Annotated in this window: 19 protein-coding genes; 12 read left to right on the top strand and 7 right to left on the bottom strand. The window is 65.6% G+C overall.

Going from position 1 to position 26,995, the window contains the following annotated elements:
• The first annotated feature begins 159 nt into the window (after positions 1-159).
• Positions 160-5,028 carry an NAD-glutamate dehydrogenase gene (locus tag ABFA30_RS20345; RefSeq protein ID WP_253080992.1) on the top strand — a complete coding sequence of 1,623 codons (4,869 nt, stop codon included), beginning with the start codon at positions 160-162 and terminating at the stop codon, positions 5,026-5,028.
• 93 nt (positions 5,029-5,121) lie between these two features.
• Here ABFA30_RS20345 and ABFA30_RS20340 read toward each other — a convergent pair whose 3' ends face one another.
• The gene (locus ABFA30_RS20340) at positions 5,122-5,940 is read right to left on the bottom strand and encodes a pyruvate, water dikinase regulatory protein (protein ID WP_225786975.1); all 819 of its coding nucleotides are present in this window, start codon (positions 5,938-5,940) and stop codon (positions 5,122-5,124) included.
• Positions 5,941-6,119: 179 nt separating this feature from the next.
• On the opposite strand from ABFA30_RS20340, the gene ppsA reads away from it, so the two are divergent.
• From ppsA to ABFA30_RS20300, 8 genes are all read left to right on the top strand, one after another.
• Positions 6,120-8,495: a phosphoenolpyruvate synthase gene (ppsA, locus tag ABFA30_RS20335; protein WP_225786974.1), complete on the top strand. Its 2,376-nt coding sequence runs from the start codon at positions 6,120-6,122 to the stop codon at positions 8,493-8,495.
• A 96-nt stretch (positions 8,496-8,591) separates the two neighbouring features.
• Complete coding sequence (locus ABFA30_RS20330; RefSeq protein WP_410045843.1) at positions 8,592-9,584, top strand: alpha/beta fold hydrolase; 993 nt, start codon at positions 8,592-8,594, stop codon at positions 9,582-9,584.
• Positions 9,585-9,875: 291 nt separating this feature from the next.
• Positions 9,876-10,367, top strand: a complete 492-nt coding sequence (rraA, locus tag ABFA30_RS20325) for a ribonuclease E activity regulator RraA (protein ID WP_253080514.1) — start codon at positions 9,876-9,878, stop codon at positions 10,365-10,367.
• A gap of 27 nt (positions 10,368-10,394) precedes the next feature.
• Positions 10,395-11,390: a zinc transporter ZntB gene (locus tag ABFA30_RS20320; protein ID WP_253080513.1), complete on the top strand. Its 996-nt coding sequence runs from the start codon at positions 10,395-10,397 to the stop codon at positions 11,388-11,390.
• Positions 11,391-11,571: 181 nt separating this feature from the next.
• Positions 11,572-11,823 (top strand): CrfX protein, encoded by a 252-nt coding sequence (locus tag ABFA30_RS20315; protein WP_225786970.1) that lies wholly within the window; start codon positions 11,572-11,574, stop codon positions 11,821-11,823.
• A 2-nt stretch (positions 11,824-11,825) separates the two neighbouring features.
• Entirely contained in the window at positions 11,826-12,650 is an 825-nt protein-coding gene (locus tag ABFA30_RS20310) for a mechanosensitive ion channel family protein (protein ID WP_225786969.1), read from the top strand.
• Positions 12,651-12,740: 90 nt separating this feature from the next.
• A complete protein-coding gene (gene sigX / locus ABFA30_RS20305) occupies positions 12,741-13,331 on the top strand; it encodes an RNA polymerase sigma factor SigX (RefSeq protein ID WP_225786968.1) in 591 nt (196 codons plus the stop codon).
• A gap of 110 nt (positions 13,332-13,441) precedes the next feature.
• Positions 13,442-14,476, top strand: a complete 1,035-nt coding sequence (locus ABFA30_RS20300; RefSeq protein WP_253090882.1) for an OmpA family protein — start codon at positions 13,442-13,444, stop codon at positions 14,474-14,476.
• A gap of 76 nt (positions 14,477-14,552) precedes the next feature.
• Here the strand turns inward: ABFA30_RS20300 and cobA are convergent, their stop codons facing one another.
• The 5 genes from cobA to ABFA30_RS20275 all read right to left on the bottom strand — a co-directional run bounded on the left by cobA (position 14,553) and on the right by ABFA30_RS20275 (position 20,270).
• Complete coding sequence (gene cobA / locus ABFA30_RS20295) at positions 14,553-15,299, bottom strand: uroporphyrinogen-III C-methyltransferase (protein ID WP_253167555.1); 747 nt, start codon at positions 15,297-15,299, stop codon at positions 14,553-14,555.
• Positions 15,300-15,327: 28 nt separating this feature from the next.
• Positions 15,328-16,989, bottom strand: a complete 1,662-nt coding sequence (locus ABFA30_RS20290) for a bifunctional protein-serine/threonine kinase/phosphatase (RefSeq protein ID WP_253090884.1) — start codon at positions 16,987-16,989, stop codon at positions 15,328-15,330.
• A gap of 9 nt (positions 16,990-16,998) precedes the next feature.
• Entirely contained in the window at positions 16,999-18,210 is a 1,212-nt protein-coding gene (locus tag ABFA30_RS20285) for a nitrate/nitrite transporter (protein ID WP_253080509.1), read from the bottom strand.
• Positions 18,211-18,489: 279 nt separating this feature from the next.
• The gene (locus ABFA30_RS20280; RefSeq protein WP_225786963.1) at positions 18,490-19,065 is read right to left on the bottom strand and encodes an ANTAR domain-containing response regulator; all 576 of its coding nucleotides are present in this window, start codon (positions 19,063-19,065) and stop codon (positions 18,490-18,492) included.
• Positions 19,066-19,076: 11 nt separating this feature from the next.
• On the bottom strand, positions 19,077-20,270 hold the full coding sequence (locus ABFA30_RS20275) for a CmpA/NrtA family ABC transporter substrate-binding protein (RefSeq protein WP_410046061.1): 1,194 nt from the start codon (positions 20,268-20,270) through the stop codon (positions 19,077-19,079).
• Positions 20,271-20,420: 150 nt separating this feature from the next.
• Between ABFA30_RS20275 and ABFA30_RS20270 the strand changes: the two genes are divergently transcribed.
• Positions 20,421-21,446 (top strand): quinone-dependent dihydroorotate dehydrogenase, encoded by a 1,026-nt coding sequence (locus ABFA30_RS20270; protein ID WP_225786961.1) that lies wholly within the window; start codon positions 20,421-20,423, stop codon positions 21,444-21,446.
• 98 nt (positions 21,447-21,544) lie between these two features.
• On the opposite strand, the gene rmf is transcribed toward ABFA30_RS20270, so the two are convergent.
• Positions 21,545-21,760 carry a ribosome modulation factor gene (gene rmf / locus ABFA30_RS20265; RefSeq protein WP_225786960.1) on the bottom strand — a complete coding sequence of 72 codons (216 nt, stop codon included), beginning with the start codon at positions 21,758-21,760 and terminating at the stop codon, positions 21,545-21,547.
• Between the two features lie 550 nt (positions 21,761-22,310).
• On the opposite strand from rmf, the gene rlmKL reads away from it, so the two are divergent.
• Together rlmKL and ABFA30_RS20255 are read left to right on the top strand one after the other, a co-directional pair.
• Positions 22,311-24,503, top strand: coding sequence for a bifunctional 23S rRNA (guanine(2069)-N(7))-methyltransferase RlmK/23S rRNA (guanine(2445)-N(2))-methyltransferase RlmL (gene rlmKL, locus ABFA30_RS20260; protein WP_253080508.1), 2,193 nt, complete (start codon positions 22,311-22,313; stop codon positions 24,501-24,503).
• 94 nt (positions 24,504-24,597) lie between these two features.
• The gene (locus tag ABFA30_RS20255) at positions 24,598-26,991 is read left to right on the top strand and encodes a diguanylate cyclase (RefSeq protein ID WP_253167550.1); all 2,394 of its coding nucleotides are present in this window, start codon (positions 24,598-24,600) and stop codon (positions 26,989-26,991) included.
• Positions 26,992-26,995: the final 4 nt, after the last annotated feature.

Here is a 26,995-nt window from a genome sequence, read left to right as displayed (position 1 = left end):
TCTTTGCAGGTGCCCATCCATGGAACGGATGGGCGTGCCGGTCACGTCCAAACGCCTGGTTTTCATCGTCCTGTCGCCACGGGTTGGCTATCGTTGATCCGTACACGGCGGACGCACGCGACGCTTCACACATAACAAAGCCCAAGCGGAGTACCACAGATGGCGTTCTTCACCGCAGCCAGCAAAGCCGACTTCCAGCATCAACTGCAAGCGGCCCTGGCGCAGCACATCAGCGAACAGGCACTGCCACAAGTGGCCCTGTTCGCCGAACAGTTCTTCGGCATCATCTCTCTGGACGAACTCACCCAGCGCAGGCTGTCCGACCTGGCCGGCTGCACCCTCTCTGCCTGGCGCATCATCGAACGCTTCGACCCTGCGCAGCCACAGGTGCGGGTCTACAACCCCGACTACGAACGCCACGGCTGGCAGTCGACCCACACCGTGGTCGAGGTGCTGCACCACGACCTGCCGTTCCTGGTCGATTCGGTGCGCACCGAGCTCAACCGTCGCGGCTACAGCATCCACACCCTGCAGACCACGGTGCTGAGCGCGCGGCGCGGGGCCAAGGGCGAGCTGCTCGAGCTGCTGCCCAAGGGCACCCAGGGCGAGGGCATCAGCCACGAGTCGCTGATGTACCTGGAGATCGACCGCTGCGCCAACGCCGCCGAGCTCAACACCCTGACCCGTGAGTTGGACCAGGTGTTGGCCGAGGTGCGGGTGGCGGTGGACGACTTCGAGCCGATGAAGGCCAAGGTCCGCGACCTGCTGGCGCTGGTGGAGCAGACCGGGTTCGGCCCGGAGCAGCATGACAAGGCCGAGGTGCAGAGCTTCCTGGCGTGGCTGCTGGACAACCATTTCACCTTCCTCGGCTACGAGGAATTCACCGTCGAGTCGGACGCCGATGGTGGCCACCTGGTCTACGACGAGGGCTCGTTCCTTGGCCTGACCCGCCTGCTGCGCGCCGGGCTCGGCATCGATGACCTGCGCATCGAGGACTACGCCGTCGCCTACCTGCGCGAGCCGCGTCTGCTGTCGTTCGCCAAGGCCTCGCAACCCAGCCGCGTGCACCGTCCGGCCTACCCCGACTACGTGTCGATCCGGCAGATCGACGACGACGGCAAGGTGGTCAAGGAGTGCCGTTTCATGGGCTTGTACACCTCCTCGGTGTACGGCGAGAGCGTGCGCACCATCCCCTACATCCGTGGCAAGGTGGCCGAGATCGAGCGCCGCTCGCACTTCGATCCCAAGGCCCACCTGGGCAAGGAACTGGCCCAGGTGCTGGAGGTGCTGCCGCGCGACGACCTGTTCCAGACGCCGATCGACGAGTTGTTCAGCACCGTCATGGCCATCGTGCAGATCCAGGAACGCAACAAGATCCGCGTGTTCCTGCGCAAGGACCCGTACGGACGCTTCTGCTACTGCCTGGCCTATGTACCGCGGGAGATCTACTCCACCGAGGTGCGGCAGAAGATCCAGCAGGTGCTGATGGAGCGCCTGAAGGCCAGCGACTGCGAATTCTGGACGTTCTTCTCCGAGTCGGTGCTGGCGCGGGTGCAGTTGATCCTGCGGGTCGATCCGAAGAACCGCATCGACATCGACCCGCAGCAGCTGGAGAACGAGGTGATCCAGGCTTGCCGTTCGTGGCACGACGACTATTCGGCGCTGGTCATCGAGAACTTCGGCGAGGCCCAGGGCACCAACATCCTCGCCGACTTCCCCAAGGGCTTCCCGGCCGGCTACCGCGAGCGCTTCGCCGCCCATTCGGCGGTGGTCGACATGCAGCACGTGCTGGCATTGTCCGAGAGCAAGCCGCTGGCGATGAGCTTCTACCAACCGCTGACCCAGCTCAGCGAGCGCCAGTTGCACTGCAAGCTGTACCACGCCGACACGCCATTGGCCCTGTCGGACGTGCTGCCGATCCTGGAGAACCTCGGCCTGCGCGTGCTCGGCGAGTTCCCCTATCGCCTGCGTCACGCCAGTGGCCGTGAGTTCTGGATCCACGACTTCGCCTTCACCTACAGCGAAGGCATGGAGCTGGACATCCAGCAACTCAACGACATCCTCCAGGACGCCTTCATCCACATCGTCAAGGGCGACGCCGAGAACGACGCCTTCAACCGCCTGGTGCTCACCGCCGGCCTGCCATGGCGCGACGTGGCGTTGCTGCGCGCCTACGCCCGCTACCTCAAGCAGATCCGCCTGGGCTTCGACCTGGGGTACATCGCCGCGACCCTGAACAACCACACCGACATCGCTCGCGAGCTGACCCGGTTGTTCAAGACCCGCTTCTACCTGGCGCGCAAGCTCACCCAGGATGACCTGGACGACAAGCAGCAGCGCCTGGAACAGGCCATCCTCAGCGCCCTGGACGAGGTCCAGGTGCTCAACGAGGACCGCATCCTGCGTCGCTACCTGGACCTGATCAAGGCCACCCTGCGCACCAACTTCTACCAGCCGGACGCCAATGGCCAGAACAAGCCGTACTTCAGTTTCAAGTTCAATCCGAAGTTGATCCCCGAGCTGCCCAAGCCGGTGCCGAAGTTCGAGATCTTCGTCTATTCGCCACGGGTCGAGGGCGTGCACCTGCGCTTTGGCAACGTTGCCCGTGGTGGGTTGCGTTGGTCGGACCGCGAGGAAGACTTCCGCACCGAGGTGCTCGGCCTGGTCAAGGCCCAGCAGGTGAAGAACTCGGTGATCGTCCCGGTCGGTGCCAAGGGCGGCTTCCTGCCGCGCCGTCTGCCGCTGGGCGGCAGCCGTGACGACATCCAGGCCGAAGGCATCGCCTGCTACCGGATCTTCATCTCGGGCCTGCTGGACATCACCGACAACCTCAAGGACGGCGGCGTGGTGCCGCCGGCCAACGTGGTCCGCCACGATGACGACGACCCCTACCTGGTGGTGGCGGCGGACAAGGGCACCGCGACCTTCTCCGACATCGCCAACGGTATCGCCATCGACTATGGCTTCTGGCTGGGCGATGCCTTCGCTTCGGGCGGCTCGGCCGGCTACGACCACAAGAAGATGGGCATCACCGCCCGTGGTGCCTGGGTCGGCGTGCAGCGCCACTTTCGCGAGCGTGGCATCAACGTGCAGGAAGACCCGATCACCGTGATCGGTATCGGCGACATGGCCGGCGACGTGTTCGGCAACGGCCTGCTGATGTCCGACAAGCTCAAGCTGGTCGCGGCGTTCAACCATCTGCACATCTTCATCGATCCGAACCCGGACCCGGCCACCAGCTTCGTCGAGCGCAAGCGCCTGTTCGAGTTGCCGCGCTCGGCCTGGAGCGACTACGACACCAGCATCATGTCCGAAGGCGGCGGGATCTTCCCGCGCAGTGCCAAGAGCATCGCCATCAGCCCGCAGATGAAGGAACGTTTCGCCATCGAGGCTGACCGCCTGACGCCGACCGAACTGTTGCACGCACTGCTCAAGGCCCCGGTCGACCTGCTGTGGAACGGCGGTATCGGCACTTACGTCAAGGCCAGCAGCGAGAGCCACGCCGATGTCGGCGACAAGGCCAACGATGCCCTGCGGGTCAACGGCGACGAGCTGCGCTGCAAGGTGGTGGGCGAGGGCGGCAACCTGGGCATGACCCAGCTTGGCCGGGTCGAGTTCGGCCTCAACGGCGGTGCCACCAACACCGACTTCATCGACAACGCCGGCGGGGTGGACTGCTCCGACCACGAGGTCAACATCAAGATCCTGCTCAACGAAGTGGTGCAGGGTGGCGACATGACCGAGAAGCAGCGCAACCAACTGCTGGGCAGCATGACCGACGAAGTCGCCGGCCTGGTGCTGGGCAACAACTACAAGCAGACCCAGGCCCTGTCGCTGGCGGCCCGTCGCGCCCGCGAGCGGATCGCCGAGTACAAGCGCCTGATGGCCGACCTGGAGGGGCGTGGCAAGCTCGACCGGGCCATCGAGTTCCTGCCGTCGGAGGAGCTGCTGGCCGAGCGCCTGGCCGTGGGCCAGAGCCTGACCCGCGCCGAGCTGTCGGTGCTGATCTCCTACAGCAAGATCGACCTCAAGGAGCAGTTGCTCAAGTCGCTGGTACCGGACGACGACTACCTGACCCGCGACATGGAGACCGCCTTCCCGCCGTCGCTGGTCAGCAAGTTCGCCGAGGCCATGCGCCGCCACCGCCTCAAGCGCGAGATCGTCAGCAACCAGATCGCCAACGACCTGGTCAACAACATGGGCATCACCTTCGTCCAGCGCCTGAAGGAGTCCACTGGCATGAGCCCGGCCAACGTCGCCGGGGCTTATGTGATCGTGCGCGACATCTTCCACCTGCCGCACTGGTTCCGCCAGATCGAGGCCCTGGACTACCAGGTACCGGCCGAGATCCAGCTGACCCTGATGGACGAGCTGATGCGCCTGGGCCGCCGCGCCACCCGCTGGTTCCTGCGCAGCCGTCGCAACGAGCAGGATGCCGGTCGCGACGTGGCCCATTTCGGGCCGAAGATCGCCCAACTGGGGCTCAAGCTCGACGAACTGCTGGAGGGCCCGACCCGCGAACGCTGGCAGCAGCGCTACCAGGGCTTCGTCGAGGCTGGGGTGCCGGAGCTGCTGGCGCGCATGGTCGCCGGCACCACCCACCTGTACACCCTGCTGCCGATCATCGAGGCTTCGGACGTCACCGGCCGCGACCCGGCCCTGGTGGCCAAGGCGTTCTTCGCCGTGGGCAGTGCCCTGGACCTGACCTGGTACCTGCAGGAGATCAGCAACCTGTCGGTGGAGAACAACTGGCAGGCCCTGGCCCGCGAGGCGTACCGCGACGATATCGACCTGCAGCAGCGCGCCATCACCATTTCCGTGCTGCAGATGGCCGATGCGCCGGAGGACATGGACGCCCGCGTGGCCCTGTGGATCGAGCAGCACCGGGTGATGGTGGAGCGCTGGCGTGCCATGCTCGAGGACCTGCGCAACGCCACCGGCACCGACTACGCCATGTACGCGGTGGCCAACCGTGAGCTGGTGGACCTGGCCATGAGCGGGCAGGCGGCGGTTCTGCCGGCCAACTGAAGCGACAAGCTGCAAGCAGACCGCGTTGGTCTTGCTTGCAGCTTTCTGGCTTGAGACGGTGCGGGCCCCGGCACCGCTGCTTTTTCTTGCCGCTTACTTGAACCGCCGCTCCACGCCTTTCTCTACCAGGATCTTCGCCGCGATCTCTTCGACCGAGAAGTGCGTGGAGTTGATGTTGGGGATGTTCTCCCGGCGGAACAGGTTTTCCACCTCGCGTACCTCGAACTCGCACTGGGCGAAGCTGGAGTAGCGGCTGTTGGGCTTGCGCTCGTGGCGGATGGCGGTGAGGCGGTCGGGGTCGATGGTCAGGCCGAACAGCTTGTCCTGGTACTTCTTCAGCACCGTCGGCAACTGCAGGCGCTCCATGTCGTCCTCGGTCAGCGGGTAGTTGGCGGCGCGGATGCCGAACTGCATGGCCATGTATAGACAGGTGGGGGTCTTGCCACAACGCGACACGCCCACCAGGATCAGGTCGGCCTTGTCGTAGTAGCGGGTACGCGCGCCGTCGTCGTTGTCCAGGGCGAAGTTGACCGCCTCAATACGCTCCATGTAGTTGGAATTGCCGCCGATCGAGTGGGACTTGCCCACGCTATACGACGAATGGGCGGTCAATTCCTGCTCCAGCGGGGACAAAAACGTCGAAAAGATGTCGATCATGAAGCCGTTGGAGGTGGCCAGGATCTCACGGATGTCCTGGTTGACGATGGTGTCGAAGATGATCGGCCGCATCCCGTCGCGCTCGGCCGCGGCATTGATCTGCTCGACCATGGCCCGCGCCTTGTCCGGGGTGTCGATGTACGGGCGGGTGAATTTATTGAAAGGAATGCTATCGAATTGTGCGAGCAGGCTTTGCCCCAGCGTTTCTGCAGTGATGCCGGTACCGTCGGAGATGAAGAACGCGGATCGTTTCATTTGCACCCTGGGCCTTAAGCTGCCGAAGTTTTCTGGAGTATGATACGTTCGGTTTGCCGAACACGGTTGTTCGGCATTCTCACTTATTTTCCAGGTCCAGGCCACAAGCGTCCGGCCAAGTCTGAGCAGGCAGGCGGGCGCCCTTGAGCTTTTCCAATACAGTTAGTGGAGAGATCACCTTGGTAGAGTACGTAGTTTCCCTCGATAAGCTCGGCGTCCATGATGTAGAGCATGTGGGGGGCAAGAACGCATCCCTGGGCGAGATGATCAGTAACCTCGCAGGTGCCGGCGTATCGGTGCCGGGCGGCTTTGCCACTACGGCTCAGGCGTACCGCGATTTTCTCGAACAGAGCGGCCTGAACGACCGCATCCACGCTGCGCTCGATGCGCTGGACGTCGACGACGTCAACGCCCTGGCCAAGACTGGCGCGCAGATCCGCCAGTGGGTCATGGACGCCGAATTCCCTCCGCGCCTGGACGCCGAGATCCGCAGCGCCTTCGCCGAGTTGAGCAAGGGCAACCCCAATCTCGCCGTCGCCGTGCGCTCCTCGGCCACCGCCGAGGACCTGCCGGACGCGTCCTTCGCCGGCCAGCAGGAAACCTTCCTGAACATCCGTGGCGTCGACAACGTCATCCGCGCCGCCAAGGAGGTCTTCGCCTCCCTGTTCAACGACCGCGCCATCGCCTACCGCGTGCACCAGGGCTTCGACCACAAGCTGGTCGCCCTGTCCGCCGGCGTGCAACGCATGGTCCGTTCGGAAACCGGTACCGCCGGCGTGATGTTCACCCTCGACACCGAGTCGGGCTTCCGTGACGTGGTGTTCATCACCGGCGCCTACGGCCTGGGCGAGACCGTGGTACAAGGCGCGGTCAACCCCGACGAGTTCTACGTGCACAAGAGCACCCTGCAGGCCGGCCGTCCGGCCATCCTGCGCCGTAACCTGGGCAGCAAGGCCATCAAGATGGTCTACGGCGACGAAGCCAAGGCCGGCCGCTCGGTCAAGACCGTCGAGGTCGACCGTGCCGACCGCGCGCGCTTCTGCCTGAGCGATGCCGAAGTCAGCGAACTGGCCAAGCAGGCGATGATCATCGAGCAGCACTACCAGCGCCCGATGGACATCGAATGGGCCAAGGACGGTGACGACGGCAAGCTGTACATCGTCCAGGCGCGCCCGGAGACCGTGAAGAGCCGCGCCAGCGCCAATGTCATGGAGCGCTACCTGCTCAAGGAAAAGGGCACCGTCCTGGTCGAGGGCCGTGCCATCGGCCAGCGCATCGGCGCCGGCAAGGTCCGTGTGATCAACGACGTATCGGAAATGGACAAGGTGCAGCCGGGCGACGTGCTGGTCTCCGACATGACCGACCCGGACTGGGAACCGGTCATGAAGCGCGCCAGCGCCATCGTCACCAACCGTGGCGGGCGTACCTGCCACGCGGCGATCATCGCCCGTGAACTGGGTATCCCGGCCGTGGTCGGTTGCGGCAACGCCACCCAGGTGCTCAAGGACGGCCAGGGCGTGACCGTGTCCTGCGCCGAAGGCGACACCGGCTTCATCTTCGAAGGCGAGTTGGGCTTCGACGTCAAGCAGAACTCGGTCGATGCCATGCCGGAGCTGCCGTTCAAGATCATGATGAACGTCGGCAACCCGGATCGCGCCTTCGACTTCGCCCAGTTGCCCAACGCCGGTGTCGGCCTGGCGCGCCTGGAATTCATCATCAACCGCATGATCGGCGTGCACCCCAAGGCACTGCTGAACTATGCCGGCCTGCCGGCGGACCTGAAAGAAAGCGTCGACAAGCGCATCGCCGGCTACAACGACCCGGTCGGTTTCTACGTCGAGAAGCTGGTCGAGGGCATCAGCACCCTGGCTGCGGCCTTCTACCCGAAAAAGGTCATCGTGCGCCTGTCGGACTTCAAGTCCAACGAATACGCCAACCTGATCGGCGGCAAGCTGTACGAGCCGGAAGAAGAGAACCCGATGCTGGGCTTCCGTGGCGCCTCGCGCTACATCAGCGAGTCGTTCCGTGACTGCTTCGAGCTCGAGTGCCGCGCCCTCAAGCGCGTGCGCGACGAGATGGGTCTGACCAACGTCGAGATCATGGTGCCGTTCGTGCGTACCCTGGGCGAGGCCAGCCAGGTGGTCGACCTGCTCGCCGAGAACGGCCTGGGCCGTGGCGTCAACGGCCTGCGCGTGATCATGATGTGCGAGCTGCCGTCCAACGCGCTGCTGGCCGACGAGTTCCTCGAATACTTCGACGGCTTCTCCATCGGTTCCAACGACCTGACCCAGCTGACCCTGGGCCTGGACCGCGACTCAGGGATCATCGCGCACCTGTTCGACGAGCGTAACCCGGCCGTGAAGAAGCTGCTGGCCAACGCCATCCAGGCGTGCAACAAGGCCGGCAAGTACATCGGCATCTGCGGCCAGGGCCCGTCGGACCACCCGGATCTTGCCAAGTGGCTGATGGAGCAGGGTATCGAGAGCGTGTCGCTGAACCCGGACTCGGTGCTCGAGACCTGGTTCTTCCTGGCCGAGGACCAGGGCGCGGCATGAGGCAGTGAACGCGGGAGCGCCCCATGGCGCTCCCGCCTGGTTTCATCCAGGGCGAGTTCCAGCAATGGATCCCGCCCTTTTTTGTGCAATCGACCTATGCAAAGCAGCAGTACCTTGTTCCCCGTGGCCCTGCTCAGTGCCGAGCGCCGTGGCGACCTCAGCGAAGACGTGTACCGGATCAAGGCCGGCAACAGCCCCGACCCCAGCGTCGAGCTGGCCATGACCCGCCTGGGCCTGGCCGACCAGCCCCGCGCCCAGGGCGTGCCGGTGATCCTCCTGCATGGCAGTTTTTCCAACCGGCGGTTCTGGTACTCGCCCAAGGGGATTGGCCTGGGGGCCTACCTGGCACGCGCCGGCTTCGATGTGTGGATCCCGGAGATGCGGGGGCACGGCCTGTCGCCGCGCAACCGCGCCTGGCGCTACAACCGGGTCGCCGACTACGCCCGCTTCGACCTGCCGGTGATCGCCGCGTTCGTCCAGGAGCAGAGCGGGCAGGTCGCGCACTGGATCGGTCACTCCCTTGGCGGCACCACCCTGGCCGCCGCGCTCGGCGGGGGTTACCTGCAGGCCGGCAGCGTGGCCAGCGCGGCGTTCTTCGGCACCCAGGTCAGTCGGGTCTACTGGCCGTTGAAAGTACCGCCGGTGGCCTGGAGCGCTCGCCTGCTGCTCAAGCGCTTCGGCCAGTTGTCCGGCTCACGGCTCAAGCGTGGCCCAGAGGACGAACCGATAGGCCTGGCCCTGGAGAGCCTGCGCTGGCATGGCCTGTTCGGGCGTTTCGGCGACAAGCAGGACGACTGGTGGGCAGGGCTGGCGCAGGTCGAGGTGCCGGTGCTGGCCGTGGCGGGGGCGGCGGACTACCAGGATCCGGTGTGGGCCTGTCGCAAGCTGTTCGAGCAACTGGGCGGTGGGCACAATCAGTTCCTGCGTCTGGGGCGCGAGGAGGGCTTCGATGCCTTCGGGCATGTCGACATGCTGGTCAGCAAGGCGGCCCAGGCGCAGGTGTGGCCGTTGGTGGAGCGCTGGCTGCGTGACCCGCTGGCGCCGTTGCACGGGGCGGTGGGGGTGACGGAGGCTGTGCCTGCCAGTTGAGTTTTACGCGCCTGTACTGCCCATTCGCGGGCAAGCCCGCTCCCACAGGGTTCTCGTTGCCCTTTCGCTCTCTGTTCTCTGCGCGACAGCGCTGGGTGATCTCTCACAGGGACAGCGCAATCCGGAAGTTCAGCAGCGGTCCCTGTGGGAGCGGGCTTGCCCGCGAATGGGCCAGTACAGGCGCCGCAAACATGACTGCTCGGTCCTGGGTGACTGCGACACCACCCAAGGTGTAGCCTTGGCAGCAACCCGCAAGATCCGCCCTTTCGTTGTGACTGACAGGAGTTTCCCATGCAGCATTACGTAACGCCCGACCTGTGCGACGCCTACCCCGACCTGGTCCAGGTGCTGGAGCCGATGTTCAGCAACTTCGGCGGTCGCGATTCCTTCGGTGGCCAGATCGTCACCATCAAGTGCTTCGAGGACAACTCGCTGGTCAAGGAGCAGGTCGAGCTCGATGGCAAGGGCAAGGTCCTGGTGGTCGACGGCGGTGGCTCGCTGCGCCGGGCGCTGCTGGGCGACATGCTCGCCGAGAAGGCGGCGAAGAACGGCTGGGAAGGGCTGGTGATCTATGGCTGCGTGCGTGACGTGGACGTGCTGGTGCAGACCGACGTCGGCGTCCAGGCCCTGGCCAGCCACCCGATGAAGACCGACAAGCGCGGTATCGGCGACCTCAACGTGCCGGTGACCTTCGCCGGGGTGACCTTCCGCCCGGGGGAATACGTGTATGCCGACAACAACGGTGTGATCGTCTCACCAAGCCCGCTGCAGATGCCGGAGTGACGCGCCGCGGGCGCTGATGGAGCTTGAATGTTCGAGGAAGACAACGCGCAGTGGGGGCTGGTGCATGCCCTGGTGCTCGATGGTAAAGGCGGCGCACGCACGATTGCCCGGACCGAACTGGACGCTCTTGACCTGCAACCGCAGGAAAGCCTTTGGCTGCACTGGGACCGCAGCCATCCGCAGACCCGCAGCTGGCTGCTGCGCGACAGCGGCCTGAGTGAGTTCGCCTGCGACCTGTTGCTGGAGGAAAACACCCGGCCGCGCCTGCTGGCGCTGGCTGGCGAGCAGATGCTGCTGTTCCTGCGCGGGGTCAACCTCAACCCGGGGGCCGAGCCCGAGGACATGGTCTCGGTGCGTATCTTCGCCCAGGCGCAGCGGGTCGTGTCCCTGCGCCTGCGGCCGCTGCGCGCCAGCGACGAGATCCTCCAGCAGTTGGAGGAAGGTCGGGGGCCCAAGTCGGCCTCCGAGCTGTTGCTGCTGATGGGCGAGCTGCTCACCGAAAAGGTCCAGGCCCTGGTCAGCGACCTGTCGGAGGTGGTCGATCTCGAGGAAGAGAAGGTGGAATCCGACGAACGGTATAGCCCTGCCCAGGGCAGCCTGCAACAGATCCGCCGTCGGGCCGCCGGCCTGCGCCGTTTCCTCGCCCCGCAGCGCGACATCTATGCCCAGTTGGCGCGCAACAAGTGGAGCTGGTTCGCCGATGCCGACGCCGATTACTGGAACGAGCTCAACAACAGCCTGATCCGCTACCTGGAGGAGCTGGAACTGACCCGCGAGCGGGCTGCCCTGGTGCTGGAGACCGAGGACCGGCGGCGTAGCGAACGGATGAACCGGACCATGTACCGCTTCGGCATCATCACCTGCATCTTCCTGCCCATGAGCTTCGTCACCGGGCTGCTGGGCATCAATGTCGGCGGTATTCCGGGGGCGGACAGCCCCTTTGGCTTCCTCTTCGCCTGCCTGGTGGTGCTGGGGCTGGCGGCGGGGCAGTGGTGGCTGTTCCGACGCTTGCGGTGGGTATAGATGAGGAGTGTGCTGGGGCGGTCTTTTCGCGGGCAAGCCCGTTCCCACAGCCACCGCGCCGCTCTCAAGGGCTTGCCCGCGAAAAGGTCGTCCTGCGCTGGTCTTGAAACATGCGTCCCACATCCCAGTGTGACCCATTGCCCGGCGCCCTCGTCTCTGACAGATACTGCGCGAGGTGCCCATGCACGATCCGTTTGAAGAATCCCTGCGTGACCTGCTCAAGGCATCGCCGTCCGGCCATGACCGCGACGACGCCGCCTGCCTGGGTCGCGTCCTGAAAACCGCCAACCGCCAGGTCGGCGCGGGCGATCTGTTCAGTCTGCTGGGCCGCTGGAGCCAGGCGCTGCTGATCGCCGTGAACAATGGCTCGGCGCATGTCGCGCCGGTGCGCCGCAACCCTGCCGCTGGCAGAAAAGCTGATAAGGCCGATTGAATATGGAACTCGATCTCTGGACCCAGAGCCTGGTCACCGCCATGACCGCCCTTTGGACCAAGGTGGCGAACTTCATCCCCAACCTGTTCGGTGCCCTGGTCGTGGTGCTGCTCGGCTTCGTGGTGGCCAAGCTGCTCGATACGCTGTTGTCCAAACTGCTGGCCAAGTTTGGCCTGGATCGCCTGATGAGCGGTACCGGGCTGACCAAGATGCTTGGCCGGGTCGGCATCCAGGTGCCGATCTCGACCCTGATCGGCAAGATCGTCTACTGGTTCGTGCTGCTGATCTTCCTGGTGTCCGCCGCCGAATCCCTGGGGCTGGAGCGGGTCTCGGCGACCCTCGACATGCTCGCCCTGTACCTGCCCAAGGTGTTCGGCGCGGCCCTGGTGCTGCTCGCCGGCGTGCTCCTGGCGCAGGTGGTCAACGGGTTGGTGCGCGGCGCCGCCGAGGGCATCGGCCTGGAATATGCCGCGGGCGTCGGGCGTATTGTCCAGGGGCTGGTGATCATCATCAGCATCTCGGTGGCCATCAGCCAGCTGGAGGTCAAGACCGACCTGCTCAACCACGTGATCGTCATCGGCCTGATTACCGTTGGTCTGGCCGTTGCACTGGCGATGGGCCTGGGCAGCCGGGAAATCGCCGGGCAGATCCTGGCCGGCATCTACGTTCGCGAACTCTACCAAGTGGGCCAACAGGTGCAGATTGGCGAGGTCGAAGGGCAGATCGAGGAGATCGGTACGGTCAAGACGACACTGTTGACCGATGATGGCGAATTGGTGTCGCTGTCCAATCGAGCATTGCTCGAACAACGAGTCAATAGCCGCTAACCGCACAAAAGCTGTTAATGTATGCCGCCGCGAAAAACGGCCCAAGGGGGCCGAGCGGCGACATTGACCTGACTGTCGGCCAGATCCGTTTTGAATAAAGTTCACTCGCTGCCCATGCGCTATGACCCCCGCGAGCTCACCGACGAGGAGTTGGTGGCGCGTTCGCATGAGGAGCTGTATCACGTTACCCGCGCCTATGAGGAACTCATGCGGCGCTACCAGCGGACCCTGTTCAACGTCTGTGCGCGTTACCTGGGGAACGACCGGGATGCGGACGATGTCTGTCAGGAAGTGATGCTGAAGGTGCTGTACGGTCTGAAGAACTTCGAGGGCAAGTCCAAGTTCAAGACCTGGCTCTACAGCATTACCTACAACGAATGCATTACCCAGTACCGCAAGGAGCGTCGCAAGCGGCGGCTGATGGATGCCCTGAGTCTGGACCCTGTCGAAGAGGCGTCCGAAGAGAAGGCTCCGAAGGCCGAAGAGAAAGGCGGGCTGGATAAATGGCTGGTCCATGTCAACCCGATCGACCGCGAAATCCTGGTGCTACGATTTGTCGCAGAGCTGGAGTTCCAGGAGATCGCTGACATCATGCACATGGGCCTGAGCGCCACGAAAATGCGCTACAAACGGGCGCTCGACAAGCTTAGAGAGAAATTTGCCGGGTTGACTGAAACTTAGTGGCTGGTAAATACCTCTAACCAACCGGCGAGTTCTGCTAGACTTGCCGACGAGTTGTCCCCCGGAGTTTGTCGGGACTGCTTAACTATCACCAGATGGGGATTTAACGGATGAAATTGAAAAACACCTTGGGCTTGGCCATTGGTTCGCTTGTAGCCGCCACTTCGATTGGCGCTCTGGCACAAGGTCAAGGCGCCGTCGAAACCGAGATCTTCTACAAGAAGGAATTCTTCGACAGCCAGCGCAACTTCAAGAACGACGGTAACCTGTTCGGTGGTTCGATCGGTTACTTCCTGACCGACGACGTCGAACTGCGCCTGGGCTACGACGAAGTTCACAACGCGCGTGGCGACGACGGCAAGAACATCCTGGGCTCCAACACCGCCCTGGACGCCGTTTACCACTTCAACAACCCGTACGACGCCATCCGTCCGTACGTTTCGGCTGGTTTCTCGCACCAGAGCATCCGCCAGACCGGTCGCAGCGGTCGTGACCACTCCACCTTCGCCAACGTCGGCGCCGGTGCCAAGTGGTACATCACCGACATGTTCTACGCCCGTGCTGGCGTAGAAGCCCAGTACAACATCGACCAGGGTGACACCGAGTGGGCACCGAGCGTCGGTATCGGCCTGAACTTCGGCGGTAGCCCGAAGCAAGCTGAAGTCGCGCCTGCTCCGGTTGCCGAAGTCTGCGCCGACAGCGACAACGACGGCGTCTGCGACAACGTCGACAAGTGCCCTGACACTCCGGCCAACGTCACCGTTGACGCCGACGGCTGCCCGGCAGTCGCCGAAGTCGTACGTGTCGAGCTGGACGTCAAGTTCGACTTCGACAAGTCGGTGGTCAAGCCGAACAGCTACGGTGACATCCAGAACCTGGCTGACTTCATGAAGCAGTACCCGCAGACCACCACCACTGTTGAAGGTCACACCGACTCCGTTGGTCCTGACGCTTACAACCAGAAACTGTCCGAGCGTCGTGCCGATGCGGTCAAGCAGGTCCTGACCGAGCAGTACGGCATCGAGTCCTCCCGTGTTGATTCGGTTGGCTACGGTGAGACCCGTCCGGTCGCCGACAACGCCACCTCGGAAGGCCGTGCCATCAACCGTCGCGTTGAAGCTCAGGTCGAAGCCCAGGCCAAGTAATTGGTTTGATGCTTCACGGAAAAACCCGGCTTCGGCCGGGTTTTTCTTTGGTGGGGGTTTTATTGGGGCCGCTTCGCTAACCCACCAATGCCCGTAACTCGCCCGCTAGCGCTGCCGATTCGCCCACGACCTCGCCAATGACCAGGATCGCCGGGCTGCGCAGGCCGAACGCCAGGGCGTCGTCCGTCATCCCACCCAACCGGCTGCGGCACGCCCGCTGTTGGGGCAACGAGGCGTTCTCGATCATCGCCACCGGTGTGTGCGCCGCCATACCACCTTCCAGCAGGCCGCGACGGATATGCTCCAGCCGCGCCACCCCCATGTACACCACCAGCGTCGTGCCGCCCTCGGCCAGGGCCTGCCAGTTCACTTCGCTGTCATCCTGGGTATGCGCTGTCACCAGCGTCACGCCCCGGCTGACGCCGCGCAGGGTCAGGGGGATCCCGCACTGCGTCGCGCCGGCCAGCCCTGCGGTGATGCCGTTCACCACCTCCACCTCGATGCCCCGCGCCTGCAGCCACAGCGCTTCTTCGCCGCCGCGGCCGAAGATGCACGGGTCGCCGCCCTTGAGTCGAACCACGCAGCGGCCCTGGCGGGCGTGGCGCAGCATCAGGCGCTGGATGAACGCCTGGGGCGTGGAGCGGCAGCCGCCGCGCTTGCCCACGGCAATGACCCGGGCGCCTGGGCAGTGCTCCAGCATGGCGGGATTGACCAAGTCATCGACCAGCACCACCTGCGCCTGTCGCAGCGCACGCACGGCCTTGAGGGTCAGCAGCTCGGGGTCTCCAGGGCCGGCACCGACCAGCCAGACTTTCGCATTCATTCGTATTCTCCTCATGGGCAGGCACCGTTCAGCCCTTGAACAGGGCGAACAGCACGATCAGGTTCAGCAGCAGGGAAAGCAGCGCCAGGGTTCTCCAGGTCTTCAGTGGTTCGCGTTCCAGCAGGGGGCGAGGGCGCCCGGGCAAGTCTTGGCGGTCGCCGCGCTCGAGCAGCAGCAGCCATTGTTCGGCGGTTTCGAAGCGTTGGCCGGGGTCTGCGGCCACCGCCTGCTGCAGGTTGTGCTGCAGCCACTCCGGCACATCGGGGCGATAGCGCGCTGGGTTCACCGGGTGGCTGAAGCGCGGGCGCTGGAAGGCTTCGATCTCGCCATAGGGGTAGTGGCCGGTCAGCAGGTGGTACAGGGTCACGCCGGCTGCGTAGAGGTCCTGGCGCGGGCTGGGAGGCTGGCCTTCGAAGGCTTCCGGGGCGATGAACGACGGCGTGCCGGGCAATAGGTGCGGCGTATCCTCGGACAGGCCCGGGCAGTAGGCCAGGCCGAAGTCCAGCAGGCGCAACTGGCCGTCGTCGCCAAGGTGCAGGTTGTCTGGCTTGATGTCCCGGTGCAGCAGGTTGCGCCGGTGCAGGATGCCCACGGCCTGCAGCAACTGGCGCGCCACTTCGAGCCAGCGCGCCAACGACAGCGGCCCGTGCTCGGCCAGCAGGGCGGCCAGCGTCTGGCCGGGATACTCGCGCATCAGGTAGTACAGGTGCTGGCGCTGGCTGGCGGCATGCACCTCGGGGAAGTGTCGGCCGCTGACCCGGCGCAGGAACCACTCTTCCAGCAGCAGGCGCTGGGCGGCACCTTCCTGGTGGGCGGGCAGGGTCTTGAGCAGCCAGGCTTGCCCCTGCCTGTCACGGGCGCGGTAGAGCACCGATTGCTGGCTGCGCGACAGCAAGGCCTCGATGTGCCAGCCATCGAGCGACTGACCTGGGCGCAGCGCGGCCGGGATCGGCCATTGCTGCAACTGCGCCAGGGTGTCGCCGAGGTTCGTCGGGCCGAGCTGTTCGACCCGCACCAGCAGGGCGCTGGCGTTGTCCTGGCTGCCACAGCGGTGGGCCGTGGCGACCAGGGTGTCGGCGGCCTCCTGCAGGTCGCTCTGCTCGCGCAGCAGCGAACGGATGCGCTGGTCCCCCAGGCTTGCCCACACCCCATCGCTCAGCAGCAGGAAACATTCGCCGTGGCGCAGCTCGCCCTCCAGGTAATCGACCAGCAGGTGCTGGTCCAGGCCCAGTGCACGCTTGAGCACATGCTGCATGCCGGGCTGGTCCCAGACATGGTCTTCGCTCAGGCATTGCAACTGGTCGTCGTGCCAGCGGTAGGCGCGGCAATCGCCGACGTGCGCCAGGGTGAAGCGGCGCCCGCGCAACACCAGGGCGGTGAGGGTGGTCAGCAGGGGCTGGCCGTTGCCCTGGGCGCGCAGCCAGCGATTCTGTGCCAGCAGCAGGCGATCGAGGGCCTGGGCCACGCTCCAGGTCGCCGGGGTGGCGTAGTAGTCCAGGGCCAGCGCCTGCAAGCTGGCCCGTGCCGCCAGGCCGCCGTCGGCGCACTGGCTGACGCCGTCGGCGAGGGCGAAGAGGTAGCCCTTGCTGGCGGCCAGCTCCGCTGCCGGCGTGACCAGGCGCAGGGCGTCCTGGTTTTCCACGCGCGGCCCGGTGGCGCTGGCCTGGGCGAAGTTCAGTCGCAAGTCCATGGGCGGCGTTCAGATGCGGGCCGTGGTGACGGCCGCCGAGCCCCAGGTGGTGCGCCAGCGCTGCTTGACACCGTACAGGCCGAACCAGGCCAGCAGGCCCAGGCTGGCGAACAACCACAAGCCCAGCTGGTAGTCACCGGTATGCTGCTTGATGGCGCCGAGGCCGGCGGCCAGGAGGAAGCCGCCGATACCGCCGGCCATGCCGATCAGTCCGGTCATCACCCCGATCTCTTGGCGAAAGCGCTGCGGCACCAGCTGGAAGACTGCGCCGTTACCGGCGCCCAGACCGAGCATGGCGCTGACGAACAGGGCCAGGGCGGCAGTGGCACTGGGCAGGTTGAAACCCACCGCTGCGATGCACACTGCAGCCACGCTGTACATGGCCAGCAGGGTGCGGATACCGCCGAAGCGATCGGCCAGGGCGCCGCCCAGCGGGCGCATCAGGCTGCCGGCGAACACGCAGGCGGCGGTGTAGTAGCCGGCGGTGACCGGGCTCAGGCCGTACTGGTCGCTGAAGTAGCCGGGCAGGGCGCTGGCCAGGCCGATGAAGCCGCCGAAGGTGACGCTGTAGAAGAACATGAACCACCAGCTGTCGCGATCGCCGAGGGCCTTGAGGTAGTCGGCCATGGCCTTGGGCTTGGGGCGCTGTGGCGCGTTGCGGGCGAGCAGGGCGAACAGCGCCAGGGTCAGCAGCAACGGCACGAGGGCGAAGCCGAACACATTGTTCCAGCCAAAGCCTGCGGCCAGGGCGGGCGCCAGCAGGGCGGCGAACACCGTGCCGGAGTTGCCGGCCCCGGCGATGCCCATGGCCTTGCCCTGGTGCTGCGGTGGATACCACTGGGAGGCCAAGGGCAGCGACACGGCGAACGAGGCACCGGCGAAACCGAGGAACACGCCCAGCAGCAGGGCCTGTTCATAGGTGTTCACGCCCAGTTGCCAGGCACAGGCCAGGGCGACGATGACCACCACCTGGCCGATCAGGCCGGCGGTCTTCGGCGACAGGCGATCGACCAGCAGGCCCATGGCGAAACGCAGTATCGCGCCCGCGAGGATCGGTGTGGCGACCATCAGGCCCCGTTGCTGGGCGCTCAGTTGCAGGTCGGCGGCGATCTGCACCGCCAGAGGGCCGAGCAGGTACCAGACCATGAAGCTCAGGTCGAAGTACAGGAACGCGGCAAACAGGGTGGGCACATGCCCGGATTTCCAGAAGCTCGTACTCATCGAACACCTCGCGCGGTTGCAGCGGTAGTCATGCCCTGCCTGCGCAGGGCGGAACGAAAAAGACGCCGCTTCCCTGTCCACCGAGGTGGAGGGGGAGCGACGTCTTTGTCGGGAGTGGGGGCAACCGCCGTTGGCTACCTGTGAGTATCGTTCAGCAAGAGCCGGGCCAACTTGTGCTCAGTTGAGGGCGAGTCTGTGAATGCTGGCAACGGGTGGTCCTAGGGCCGCTTCGCGCCCCAGGGATCTCGAGGCTGGGCTCACATCCTCGAGGCCCTGGCTTCAGCCGAGCATTTCATGCATGGCGATGATCTGCTCGGCCACCTGGATCAGCTTCTGCTGGCGGCTCATGGCCTGGCGCCGCATCAAGGTGTAGGCCTGTTCCTCGTTGCAGTCCTTCATCTTCATCAACAACCCCTTGGCCTGCTCGATGCGCTTGCGCTCCGCCAGTTGCTGGTCGCGGGCCAGCAGTTGGGCCTTGAGCGCCTGGTCGCTCTCGAAGCGGGCCATGGCCACGTCGAGGATCGGCTGCAGGCGCACCGCCTGGATGCCTTCGACGATGTAGGCACTGACGCCGGCCTGGATGGCCTGGCGCATCACCCCTGGGTCATGTTCGTCGGTAAAGAGCACGATGGGCCGGGGGCGGTCGCGGCTGACCAGCACCACCTGTTCCATCACGTCCCGGCCCGGTGACTCGGTATCGATCAACACCACGTCCGGATGCACCGTTTCGACGCAGGTGGGCAGGTCGATGGTCAGGCCCGTGGCTTCGATCACCTCGAAGCCGGCTTCGATCAGCGCGGCCTTGAGGCGGCCGACTTTCTTTTCCGTGTCGTCGATCAGCAGGATGCGCAGCATGTTCGTCCCCCTCACAGACCGGCGCGCACGCCGTGCGCCTCGTCCAGGGCATGCAGGCGGAAGCCACGGGCATAGCCGTGGGGATCGCTGCCGTCCCAGTGGATGCCATCGAGCAGCAGGCTGCTGCGCATGGGCGAGTCGTCGCACGGCACGCCGAGCGCCGTGGCCGCCTCACGGTACAGCGCCAGTTGCTGGACCTGGCGGGCCACGCCGAGGTAGTCGGGGTCGTCGTGCAGCAGGCCCCAGCGGCGGAACTGGGTCATGAACCACATGCCGTCGGACAGGTAGGGCAGGTTGGCGCGGCCCTGGTCGAACAGCCGCAGGGCGTGGCGGTCGTGCCACTGGTTGCCCAGGCCGTCCTGGTAGTCGCCGAGCAGCCGCGCCTCGATGCTCGACAGCGAGGTGTCCAGGTATGCCTTGCCGCTGAGCAGTTGGGCAGTGCCTCGGCGGTTTTCCTGGCTTTGTTCGATGAAGCGGCTGGCGGCGAGGATGGCCTTGACCAGGGCGCGGGCGCTGTTGGGGTACTGCTCGACGAAGGCGCGGGCGCAACCGAGCACCTTTTCCGGATGGTCCGGCCAGATCGACTGGCTGGTGGCCAGGGTGAAGCCCTGGCCCTTGGTCACGGCGTCGGCGGACCACGGCTCGCCGACGCAGAACCCATCGATGCGCCCGGCCTGGACATGCGCGGCCATCTGCGCCGGCGGCACCACCACGCTGTGCACGTCGCGCAGCGGGTGGATGCCCTGGCTGGCCAGCCAGTAGTACAGCCACATGGCATGGGTGCCGGTGGGGAAGGTCTGGGCGAAGGTCAGGCGCGCGCCATGCTGGTGCACCAGGCGCGCCAGTGCTTCAGGGCTGGTCACGCCCCGGCGTTGCAGGGCCGGGGACAGGTTGATGGCCTGGGCGTTCTGGTTCAGGCCCATGAGCACGGCCATGTCGCGGGCCGGTACGCCGCCGATGCCTAGGTGCACGGCATAGACCAGGCCGTACAGGCAGTGGGCGGCGTCGAGTTCGCCGCTGACCAGCTTGTCGCGCAGGCCGGCCCAGGACCCCTGGCGCTTGAGGTTGAGGGTCAGGCCGTGGAACTGGGCGAAGCCCTGGGTGGCGGCCACCACCACCGATGCGCAATCGGTCAGGGCCATGAAGCCGATGTCCAGGCTGGTCTTTTCCGGCGCGTCGCTGCCGTTGACCCAGGCCAGGGGCATGCTTGGAAAGTGTGTATTCACGGAGTTCTCGCCGTTGCTCGATAGGCTGTCGTTGTGCCTGACGAAGCAACCCATGTGCCAGGGCCCTGTCGCCCGGGCGACGTGCTGGCTATAATCCTCCCCCTCACTCACCGCGAGTCTTGCCCGCCCATGTATACCCTGGCCCGCCAGCTGCTGTTCAAGCTTTCCCCGGAAACCTCCCACGACCTGTCCCTGGACCTGATCGGCGCCGGTGGCCGCCTCGGGCTCAATGGCCTGCTGTGCAAGCAGCCGGCGGCTTTGCCGGTGACGGTCATGGGCTTGAACTTCGCCAACCCGGTGGGCCTGGCCGCGGGCCTGGACAAGAACGGCGCGGCCATCGACGGTTTCGCCCAGCTGGGGTTCGGTTTCGTCGAGATCGGCACCGTGACGCCGCGCGCACAGCCGGGCAACCCTCGGCCGCGGCTGTTCCGCCTGCCGGAGGCGACGGCGATCATCAACCGCATGGGCTTCAACAACCTGGGCGTCGACCACCTCCTGGCACGGGTACGGGCCGCACGCTACGACGGTGTGCTGGGCATCAACATCGGCAAGAACTTCGATACCCCGGTCGAGCGTGCGGTGGATGACTACCTGATCTGCCTGGAGAAGGTCTACGGCGCGGCCAGCTACATCACCGTCAATGTCAGCTCGCCCAACACGCCGGGCCTGCGCACCCTGCAGTTCGGCGATTCGCTCAAGCAACTGCTCGATGCCCTGGCGGCGCGGCGCGAGCAACTGGCGCTCGAGCACGGCAAGCGTGTGCCGCTGGCGATCAAGATCGCCCCGGACATGACCGACGAGGAAACTGCCTTGGTCGCCTCGGCCTTGCTGGAGTCGGGCATGGATGCGGTGATCGCCACCAACACCACCCTGGGCCGCGAGGGTGTCGAGGGCCTGCCGTTCGGCGACGAGGCGGGTGGCCTGTCCGGTGCGCCGGTGCTGGAGAAGAGTACCCATACGGTCAAGGTGCTGTCGGGCGAGCTGGGCGGCAAGCTGCCGATCATCGCCGCTGGGGGGATCACCGAAGGCCGGCATGCGGCGCAGAAGATCGCCGCAGGCGCCAGCCTGGTGCAGATCTACTCGGGGTTCATCTACAAGGGGCCGGCATTGATCCGCGAAGCGGTCGATGCCATTGCGGCGATGCCGCGCCAGTAAAGCGGCGGGCATAAAAAAGGGCCCCTCGAAGGGGCCCCTGGGCCTCAGCCCGCCGCCCGGATAGGGCGTGCATGGTGACTCGAATTCAGTGTCCTCGCTCAGCCAACGGCGTGATTTTCGTTGAGTCTCTGGATACCAGCGGTGCCGGTCAGACCGTCCCAGTTGTCGCCCCGTCCTTCACGCCAGCCATTGATCCAGGCTTGGCGAACGGATGGCAGGTTGAAGGGGCAAAGCTCGCGGGATTTGCCGGTGACCCCATACTGGTAGCCACGTGAATATGCTCTTTCCAACGGATCACGCTTAAGTCTTCTCATAGGGTGTTGCCCTCACTTGTTGACTGTAATGTCCCGTCGGCCTCTCCGAGGCCGGGCAGAATCTTTCTGCCGGTATGCGCTCGCTGCCGGCGTGGCGAGCAGAAGTGCCGTCCCGTTGCGAGACGGCCTAAGAGGAGTTCTAACCAAAGCGCGTCACACTGTGAATGATCGATTTGTCATAAGGACGTAACCTTTCCGAGGGTCAGAGGATAAGTAAATAAATGCGACTCAACTTTATTTGCCGTTGAGCCCGCTATGATCAGGGTTTAATGCCCCTTGGCGTCATTTGGCCAGTGCTGCTGGAGGATGACGGTAATAATAGGTAATGCGACGAAGGGTCACATCGGCTGCTTCGCCGCCGGAAATTTTCGTACTGCCTGACGATCTAACCTGCTTTCGCCACGGGCGGAGGGTATGTCGATCAGGCGGCCTGGCGCTTCCCGAAGACGGGCAAGGCCACTCGGACGCCTGCTGGAAGGGTGTTCGGGCAAACATCGGCGGGGCGATGCGTCGCCCTGTCACTCACTCAGCCCAAGGCTCTGGATTGCTCATGTCGGACCGTTTCGAACTCTATCTCACCTGCCCCAAGGGCCTGGAAGGCCTGCTCGCCGAGGAGGCCCGCGGCCTGGGCCTGGACGATGTGCGCGAGCACACCTCGGCCATCCGTGGCCTGGCCGACATGGAAACCGCCTACCGCCTGTGCCTCTGGTCGCGCCTGGCCAACCGCGTGCTGCTGGTACTCAAGCGTTTCGCCATGAAGAACGCTGACGAACTCTACCAGGGCGTGCACGGGGTCGACTGGCAGGACCACCTGGCCGCCGACGGCACCCTGGCGGTGGAGTTCAGTGGCCATGGTTCGGGCATCGACAACAGCCACTTCGGCGCCCTCAAGGTCAAGGACGCCATCGTCGACAAGCTGCGCAACCGTGAGGGGCAGCGCCCGTCGGTGGACAAGATCGACCCGGACCTGCGCGTGCACCTGCGCCTGGAGCGTGGCGAGGCGATCCTCTCTCTCGACCTGTCCGGGCACAGCCTGCACCAGCGTGGCTATCGCCTGCAGCAGGGCGCTGCGCCGTTGAAGGAAAACCTGGCGGCGGCGGTGCTGATCCGTGCCGGTTGGCCGCGTATCGCCGCCCAGGGCGGCGCCCTAGCCGACCCCATGTGCGGTGTCGGTACTTTCCTGGTCGAGGCGGCGATGATGGCCGCCGATATCGCCCCGAACCTCAAGCGCGAGCGCTGGGGCTTCAGCGCCTGGCTCGGCCATGTGCCGGCGCTGTGGCGCAAACTGCACGACGAGGCCCAGGCCCGTGCCCAGGCCGGGTTGGCCAGGCCAGCGCTGTGGATTCGCGGCTATGAGGCCGACCCACGGCTGATCCAGCCAGGGCGCAACAACGTCGAGCGCGCCGGGCTGGGGGATTGGGTGAAGATCTACCAGGGTGAGGTCGGCAGCTTCGAGCCGCGCCCGGACCAGAACCAGAAAGGCCTGGTGATCAGCAACCCGCCCTACGGTGAGCGCCTGGGCGACGAGGCCAGCCTGCTGTACCTCTACCAGAACCTCGGCGAACGCCTGCGCCAGGCGTGCCTGGGCTGGGAGGCGGCGGTGTTCACCGGCGCTCCGGAGCTGGGCAAGCGCATGGGCATCCGCAGCCACAAGCAATACGCCTTCTGGAACGGCGCGCTGCCCTGCAAGCTGCTGCTGTTCAAGGTGCAGCCCGACCAGTTCGTCACCGGCGAGCGTCGCCAGGCCGATGCCGAGGCTGGCGAGCCGGGGCGGCCTGCGAGCGTGGCCAGTGAGCCGGCGCGTCTGTCCGAGGGGGCGCAGATGTTCGCCAACCGTTTGCAGAAGAACCTGCGCCAGCTGGGCAAGTGGGCCCGGCGCGAGCAGGTCGACTGCTACCGCCTGTACGATGCCGACATGCCGGAATATGCCCTGGCGGTCGACCTCTACCAGGATTGGGTGCATGTCCAGGAGTACGCCGCGCCGCGCTCGGTCGACCCGGACAAGGCCCAGGCTCGCCTGCTCGACGCCCTGGCGGCGATCCCCCAGGCGTTGGGCATCGACCCGCAGCGCGTGGTGCTCAAGCGCCGTGAGCGCCAGAGTGGCACGCGCCAGTACGAGCGCCAGGGCAGCGAAGGCCGCTTCCAGACCGTGAACGAGGGCGGCGTCAAGCTGCTGGTCAACCTCACCGACTATCTGGACACCGGCCTGTTCCTCGACCATCGGCCGATGCGCCTGCGCATCCAGCGCGAGGCGGCCGGCAAGCGCTTCCTCAACCTGTTCTGCTACACCGCCACGGCCACGGTCCATGCGGCCAAGGGCGGCGCGCGCAGCACCACCAGCGTCGACTTGTCCAAGACCTACCTCGACTGGGCGCGGCGCAACCTGTCGCTCAACGGCTTCTCCGAGCGTCACCGCCTGGAGCAGGGCGATGTGATGGCCTGGCTGGAAGACAACCAGGACAGCTACGACCTGATCTTCATCGACCCGCCGACCTTCTCCAACTCCAAGCGCATGGAAGGTGTGTTCGACGTGCAGCGCGATCACGTGCAACTGCTCGACCTGGCCATGGCCCGCCTGGCGCCGGGCGGTGTGCTGTACTTCTCCAACAACTTCCGCAAGTTCCAGCTCGACGCGAGCCTGGTCGAGCGTTACGCGGTGGAGGAGATCAGTGCCCAGACCCTGGACCCGGATTTCGCGCGCAACAACCGGATCCACAGGGCCTGGCGCCTGCAAGCGCGGTGAGTCGACGAGGTACGTTGCGGGGCTGATGGCCAATGGCTATAAATCAGCATAGGGCTGGACAATTCGCAGGACGCTGACGTGATGAGAATGCTCTATGTCGAAGTGTGGCGTGCGTGCGAAGGTGCTCGGCCTGTTCAGCGAAGCGCTGTCCGCCTGGGCCGTGGCCTTGGCGGCCCTGGTCGCGGGCGGCCTGCTCACGGCCGCGCTGGCCATCGCCGCGCAGAGCCTCTACAAGCAGCAGTTGCGCCAACGCTTCGACCTGCTGGCCAATGAGCGCTACAGCCGTATCGCCGAACGCTTCGACGACCAGGAGCAACGGCTGGATGGCTTGCGGCGCTTCTTCACCTACTCCAACGAAATCACCCCCCGGGAATTCGACGGCTATGCCCGCCCGCTGCAGCACCGGACCCAGGCCTACGCCTGGGCGCCGCGGGTCGAGGCCGGGCAGCGCGATGACTTCGAGCGACGGGCCAGCGCCTGGCTCGGCCAGGACTACCGCATCCGCGACCAGGACGGGCAGGGCGGTTGGCGCCCGGCAGCGCCCCGCAACCCTCATTATCCGGTGCTCTACACCCAGTCTTCTGACGTGCTGGGCCTGCCCGCGGGCCTGGACCTGCGTGGCCAGCCCCAGCGCGAGGCGACCCTGGCCCGGGCCGTCTCGCCGGGTAGCATAGCGGTGTCCGCGCCGCTGGATGTGATCAACGCCGAAGCGGGGGCTGTCCGAGGCTTGCTGATGGTGGCGCCGGTGTTCACCGAGAACGCCCTCGGCGGCCCACCCGCCGGCTACGTGATGGCGCTGCTGAGCCTGCATCAGTTGATCGCCGAGGGCCTGCCGCCAGCGGCCGAGGACAACCTGGTGGTGCGTATCCTCGATACCTCCGGGCCGAGTGGCGACGAAGTGCTGTTCGACTCGCAGAGCCCGGTCGCCCGGGTGCGATTGGCCAGCCGGCACCTGTTGCACCTGGCCGACCATCATTACCAGCTCGACATTCGTCCCAGCCTGGTCTTTCTCCGGGCCAATCGCGCCTCCGTGGTCCTGGCGGTCAGCCTGTTGGGCGGCTTGCTGAGCGTATTGCTCAGCGCCTTGCTCTACAGCCTGTTCAGCCAACGGCAGCGGGCCTTGCACCTGGTCGAGCAGCGTACCGCCGAGCTGCGGGTCAGCGAGCAGTCCCTGCGCGAGACCCACAACCAGTTGCGCAGCGTGCTGGATGCCGCGACCCAGGTGGCGATCATCGCCACCAGCCTCAAGGGCTTGGTCAGCACCTTCAATGCCGGCGCCGAGCGGATGTTCGGCTACACGGCCCGCGAGGCGATCGGCCACTTGACGCTGGAGGACCTGGTCCAGCCCGAGGAATTGCATCAGCGTGCCCACGCCTTGAGCCTGCGCTACGGGCGCGAGATCTGCGGTGGCCAGGCGATGTTCGCCGAGACGGTGCAGGAGGGCGGTGGCGAACCGGGGGAGTGGACCCTGGTGCGCAAGGATGGCAGCCACCTGTTGGGCAACATGCTGGTCACCGCGGTGCTCGACGAGCAAGGCCTGTGGGTCGGCTACCTGGCGATCTGCATCGACGTCACCGAGCGCCGGCGTGTCCTCGAAGCGTTGGCCGTGCGTGATCGCCTGCTGGAAAAGCTCAGCGCCGAAGTCCCCGGTGGCATCTACCAGTACCGCCTGGACGCTGATGGGCGTTCCTGTTTCCCCTATGCCAGCAAAGGCTTGTACGACATCTATGAGGTCGACCTGCAGCTGCTGCGCCAGGATGCCACGGTGGTGTTCGAGCGCATCCACCCTGACGACCTGGACCGGGTGCGCAGGTCAGTGCGCTATTCGGCCGAGCATCTCACGCCGTGGCGCGAGGAATACCGGGTGGTCCTGCCCCGGGCAGGCCTGCGTTGGGTCCGTGGCGAGGCGACGCCGGAGGAGGGCGAGGATGGCTGTACCTTGTGGCATGGCTACCTGACCGACATTTCCGATCTCAAGCGGGTCGAGGAAGAGCTCAGGACTCTCTCGGTCACCGATGCGCTGACCGGTATCCACAACCGCCGCTACTTTCAGGAGCGGCTCAAGAGCGAGCTGGAACGGGCCCAGCGGGATGGCCTGGACCTGGCGGTGATCATGCTCGATATCGATCATTTCAAGCGGATCAACGACCAGTACGGGCATGCGGTGGGCGACCATGTGTTGCGCAGCCTGTGCCAGCGTATCGGGCACAGGCTGCGGCGTACCGATGTGTTCTGTCGGCTGGGGGGAGAGGAGTTCATGGTGCTGTGCCCGGGGAGCAATGCCGAGCAGGCGCGCTCGCTGGCGCTGGAGTTGTGGCAGGGGGTTCGCAGTGTGGCGGTGGAGGGCGTGGGCAGGGTGACGGCGAGCTTCGGGGTGGCGGGCTGGCGGCCGGGAGAGGGCGCCGATGCGCTGTTGCTGCGGGCCGATGCCGGGGTGTATGCGGCGAAACAGGCGGGGCGGGATCGGGTCGAGGCGGAGTTGTCCTGAGGTT

Source organism: Pseudomonas sp. HLMP, assembly GCF_046365545.1.
Lineage (GTDB): Bacteria > Pseudomonadota > Gammaproteobacteria > Pseudomonadales > Pseudomonadaceae > Aquipseudomonas > Aquipseudomonas guariconensis_B.
The sequence above is the reverse complement of the archived record's forward strand: the minus strand, read 5'-3'. Positions and strand labels throughout refer to the sequence as shown.

Excerpts from the sequence above, each read along its gene's own strand:
- ABFA30_RS20345 (WP_253080992.1), top strand. The coding sequence starts at position 160 with ATGGCGTTCTTCACCGCAGCCAGCAAAGCCGACTTCCAGCATCAACTG.
- ABFA30_RS20340 (WP_225786975.1), bottom strand. The coding sequence starts at position 5,940 with ATGAAACGATCCGCGTTCTTCATCTCCGACGGTACCGGCATCACTGCA.
- ABFA30_RS20330 (WP_410045843.1), top strand. The coding sequence starts at position 8,592 with ATGCAAAGCAGCAGTACCTTGTTCCCCGTGGCCCTGCTCAGTGCCGAG.
- rraA (WP_253080514.1), top strand. The coding sequence starts at position 9,876 with ATGCAGCATTACGTAACGCCCGACCTGTGCGACGCCTACCCCGACCTG.
- ABFA30_RS20320 (WP_253080513.1), top strand. The coding sequence starts at position 10,395 with ATGTTCGAGGAAGACAACGCGCAGTGGGGGCTGGTGCATGCCCTGGTG.
- ABFA30_RS20315 (WP_225786970.1), top strand. The coding sequence starts at position 11,572 with ATGCACGATCCGTTTGAAGAATCCCTGCGTGACCTGCTCAAGGCATCG.
- ABFA30_RS20310 (WP_225786969.1), top strand. The coding sequence starts at position 11,826 with ATGGAACTCGATCTCTGGACCCAGAGCCTGGTCACCGCCATGACCGCC.
- ABFA30_RS20300 (WP_253090882.1), top strand. The coding sequence starts at position 13,442 with ATGAAATTGAAAAACACCTTGGGCTTGGCCATTGGTTCGCTTGTAGCC.
- cobA (WP_253167555.1), bottom strand. The coding sequence starts at position 15,299 with ATGAATGCGAAAGTCTGGCTGGTCGGTGCCGGCCCTGGAGACCCCGAG.
- ABFA30_RS20290 (WP_253090884.1), bottom strand. The coding sequence starts at position 16,989 with ATGGACTTGCGACTGAACTTCGCCCAGGCCAGCGCCACCGGGCCGCGC.
- ABFA30_RS20285 (WP_253080509.1), bottom strand. The coding sequence starts at position 18,210 with ATGAGTACGAGCTTCTGGAAATCCGGGCATGTGCCCACCCTGTTTGCC.
- ABFA30_RS20280 (WP_225786963.1), bottom strand. The coding sequence starts at position 19,065 with ATGCTGCGCATCCTGCTGATCGACGACACGGAAAAGAAAGTCGGCCGC.
- ABFA30_RS20275 (WP_410046061.1), bottom strand. The coding sequence starts at position 20,270 with ATGCCCCTGGCCTGGGTCAACGGCAGCGACGCGCCGGAAAAGACCAGC.
- ABFA30_RS20270 (WP_225786961.1), top strand. The coding sequence starts at position 20,421 with ATGTATACCCTGGCCCGCCAGCTGCTGTTCAAGCTTTCCCCGGAAACC.
- rmf (WP_225786960.1), bottom strand. The coding sequence starts at position 21,760 with ATGAGAAGACTTAAGCGTGATCCGTTGGAAAGAGCATATTCACGTGGC.
- rlmKL (WP_253080508.1), top strand. The coding sequence starts at position 22,311 with ATGTCGGACCGTTTCGAACTCTATCTCACCTGCCCCAAGGGCCTGGAA.
- ABFA30_RS20255 (WP_253167550.1), top strand. The coding sequence starts at position 24,598 with ATGTCGAAGTGTGGCGTGCGTGCGAAGGTGCTCGGCCTGTTCAGCGAA.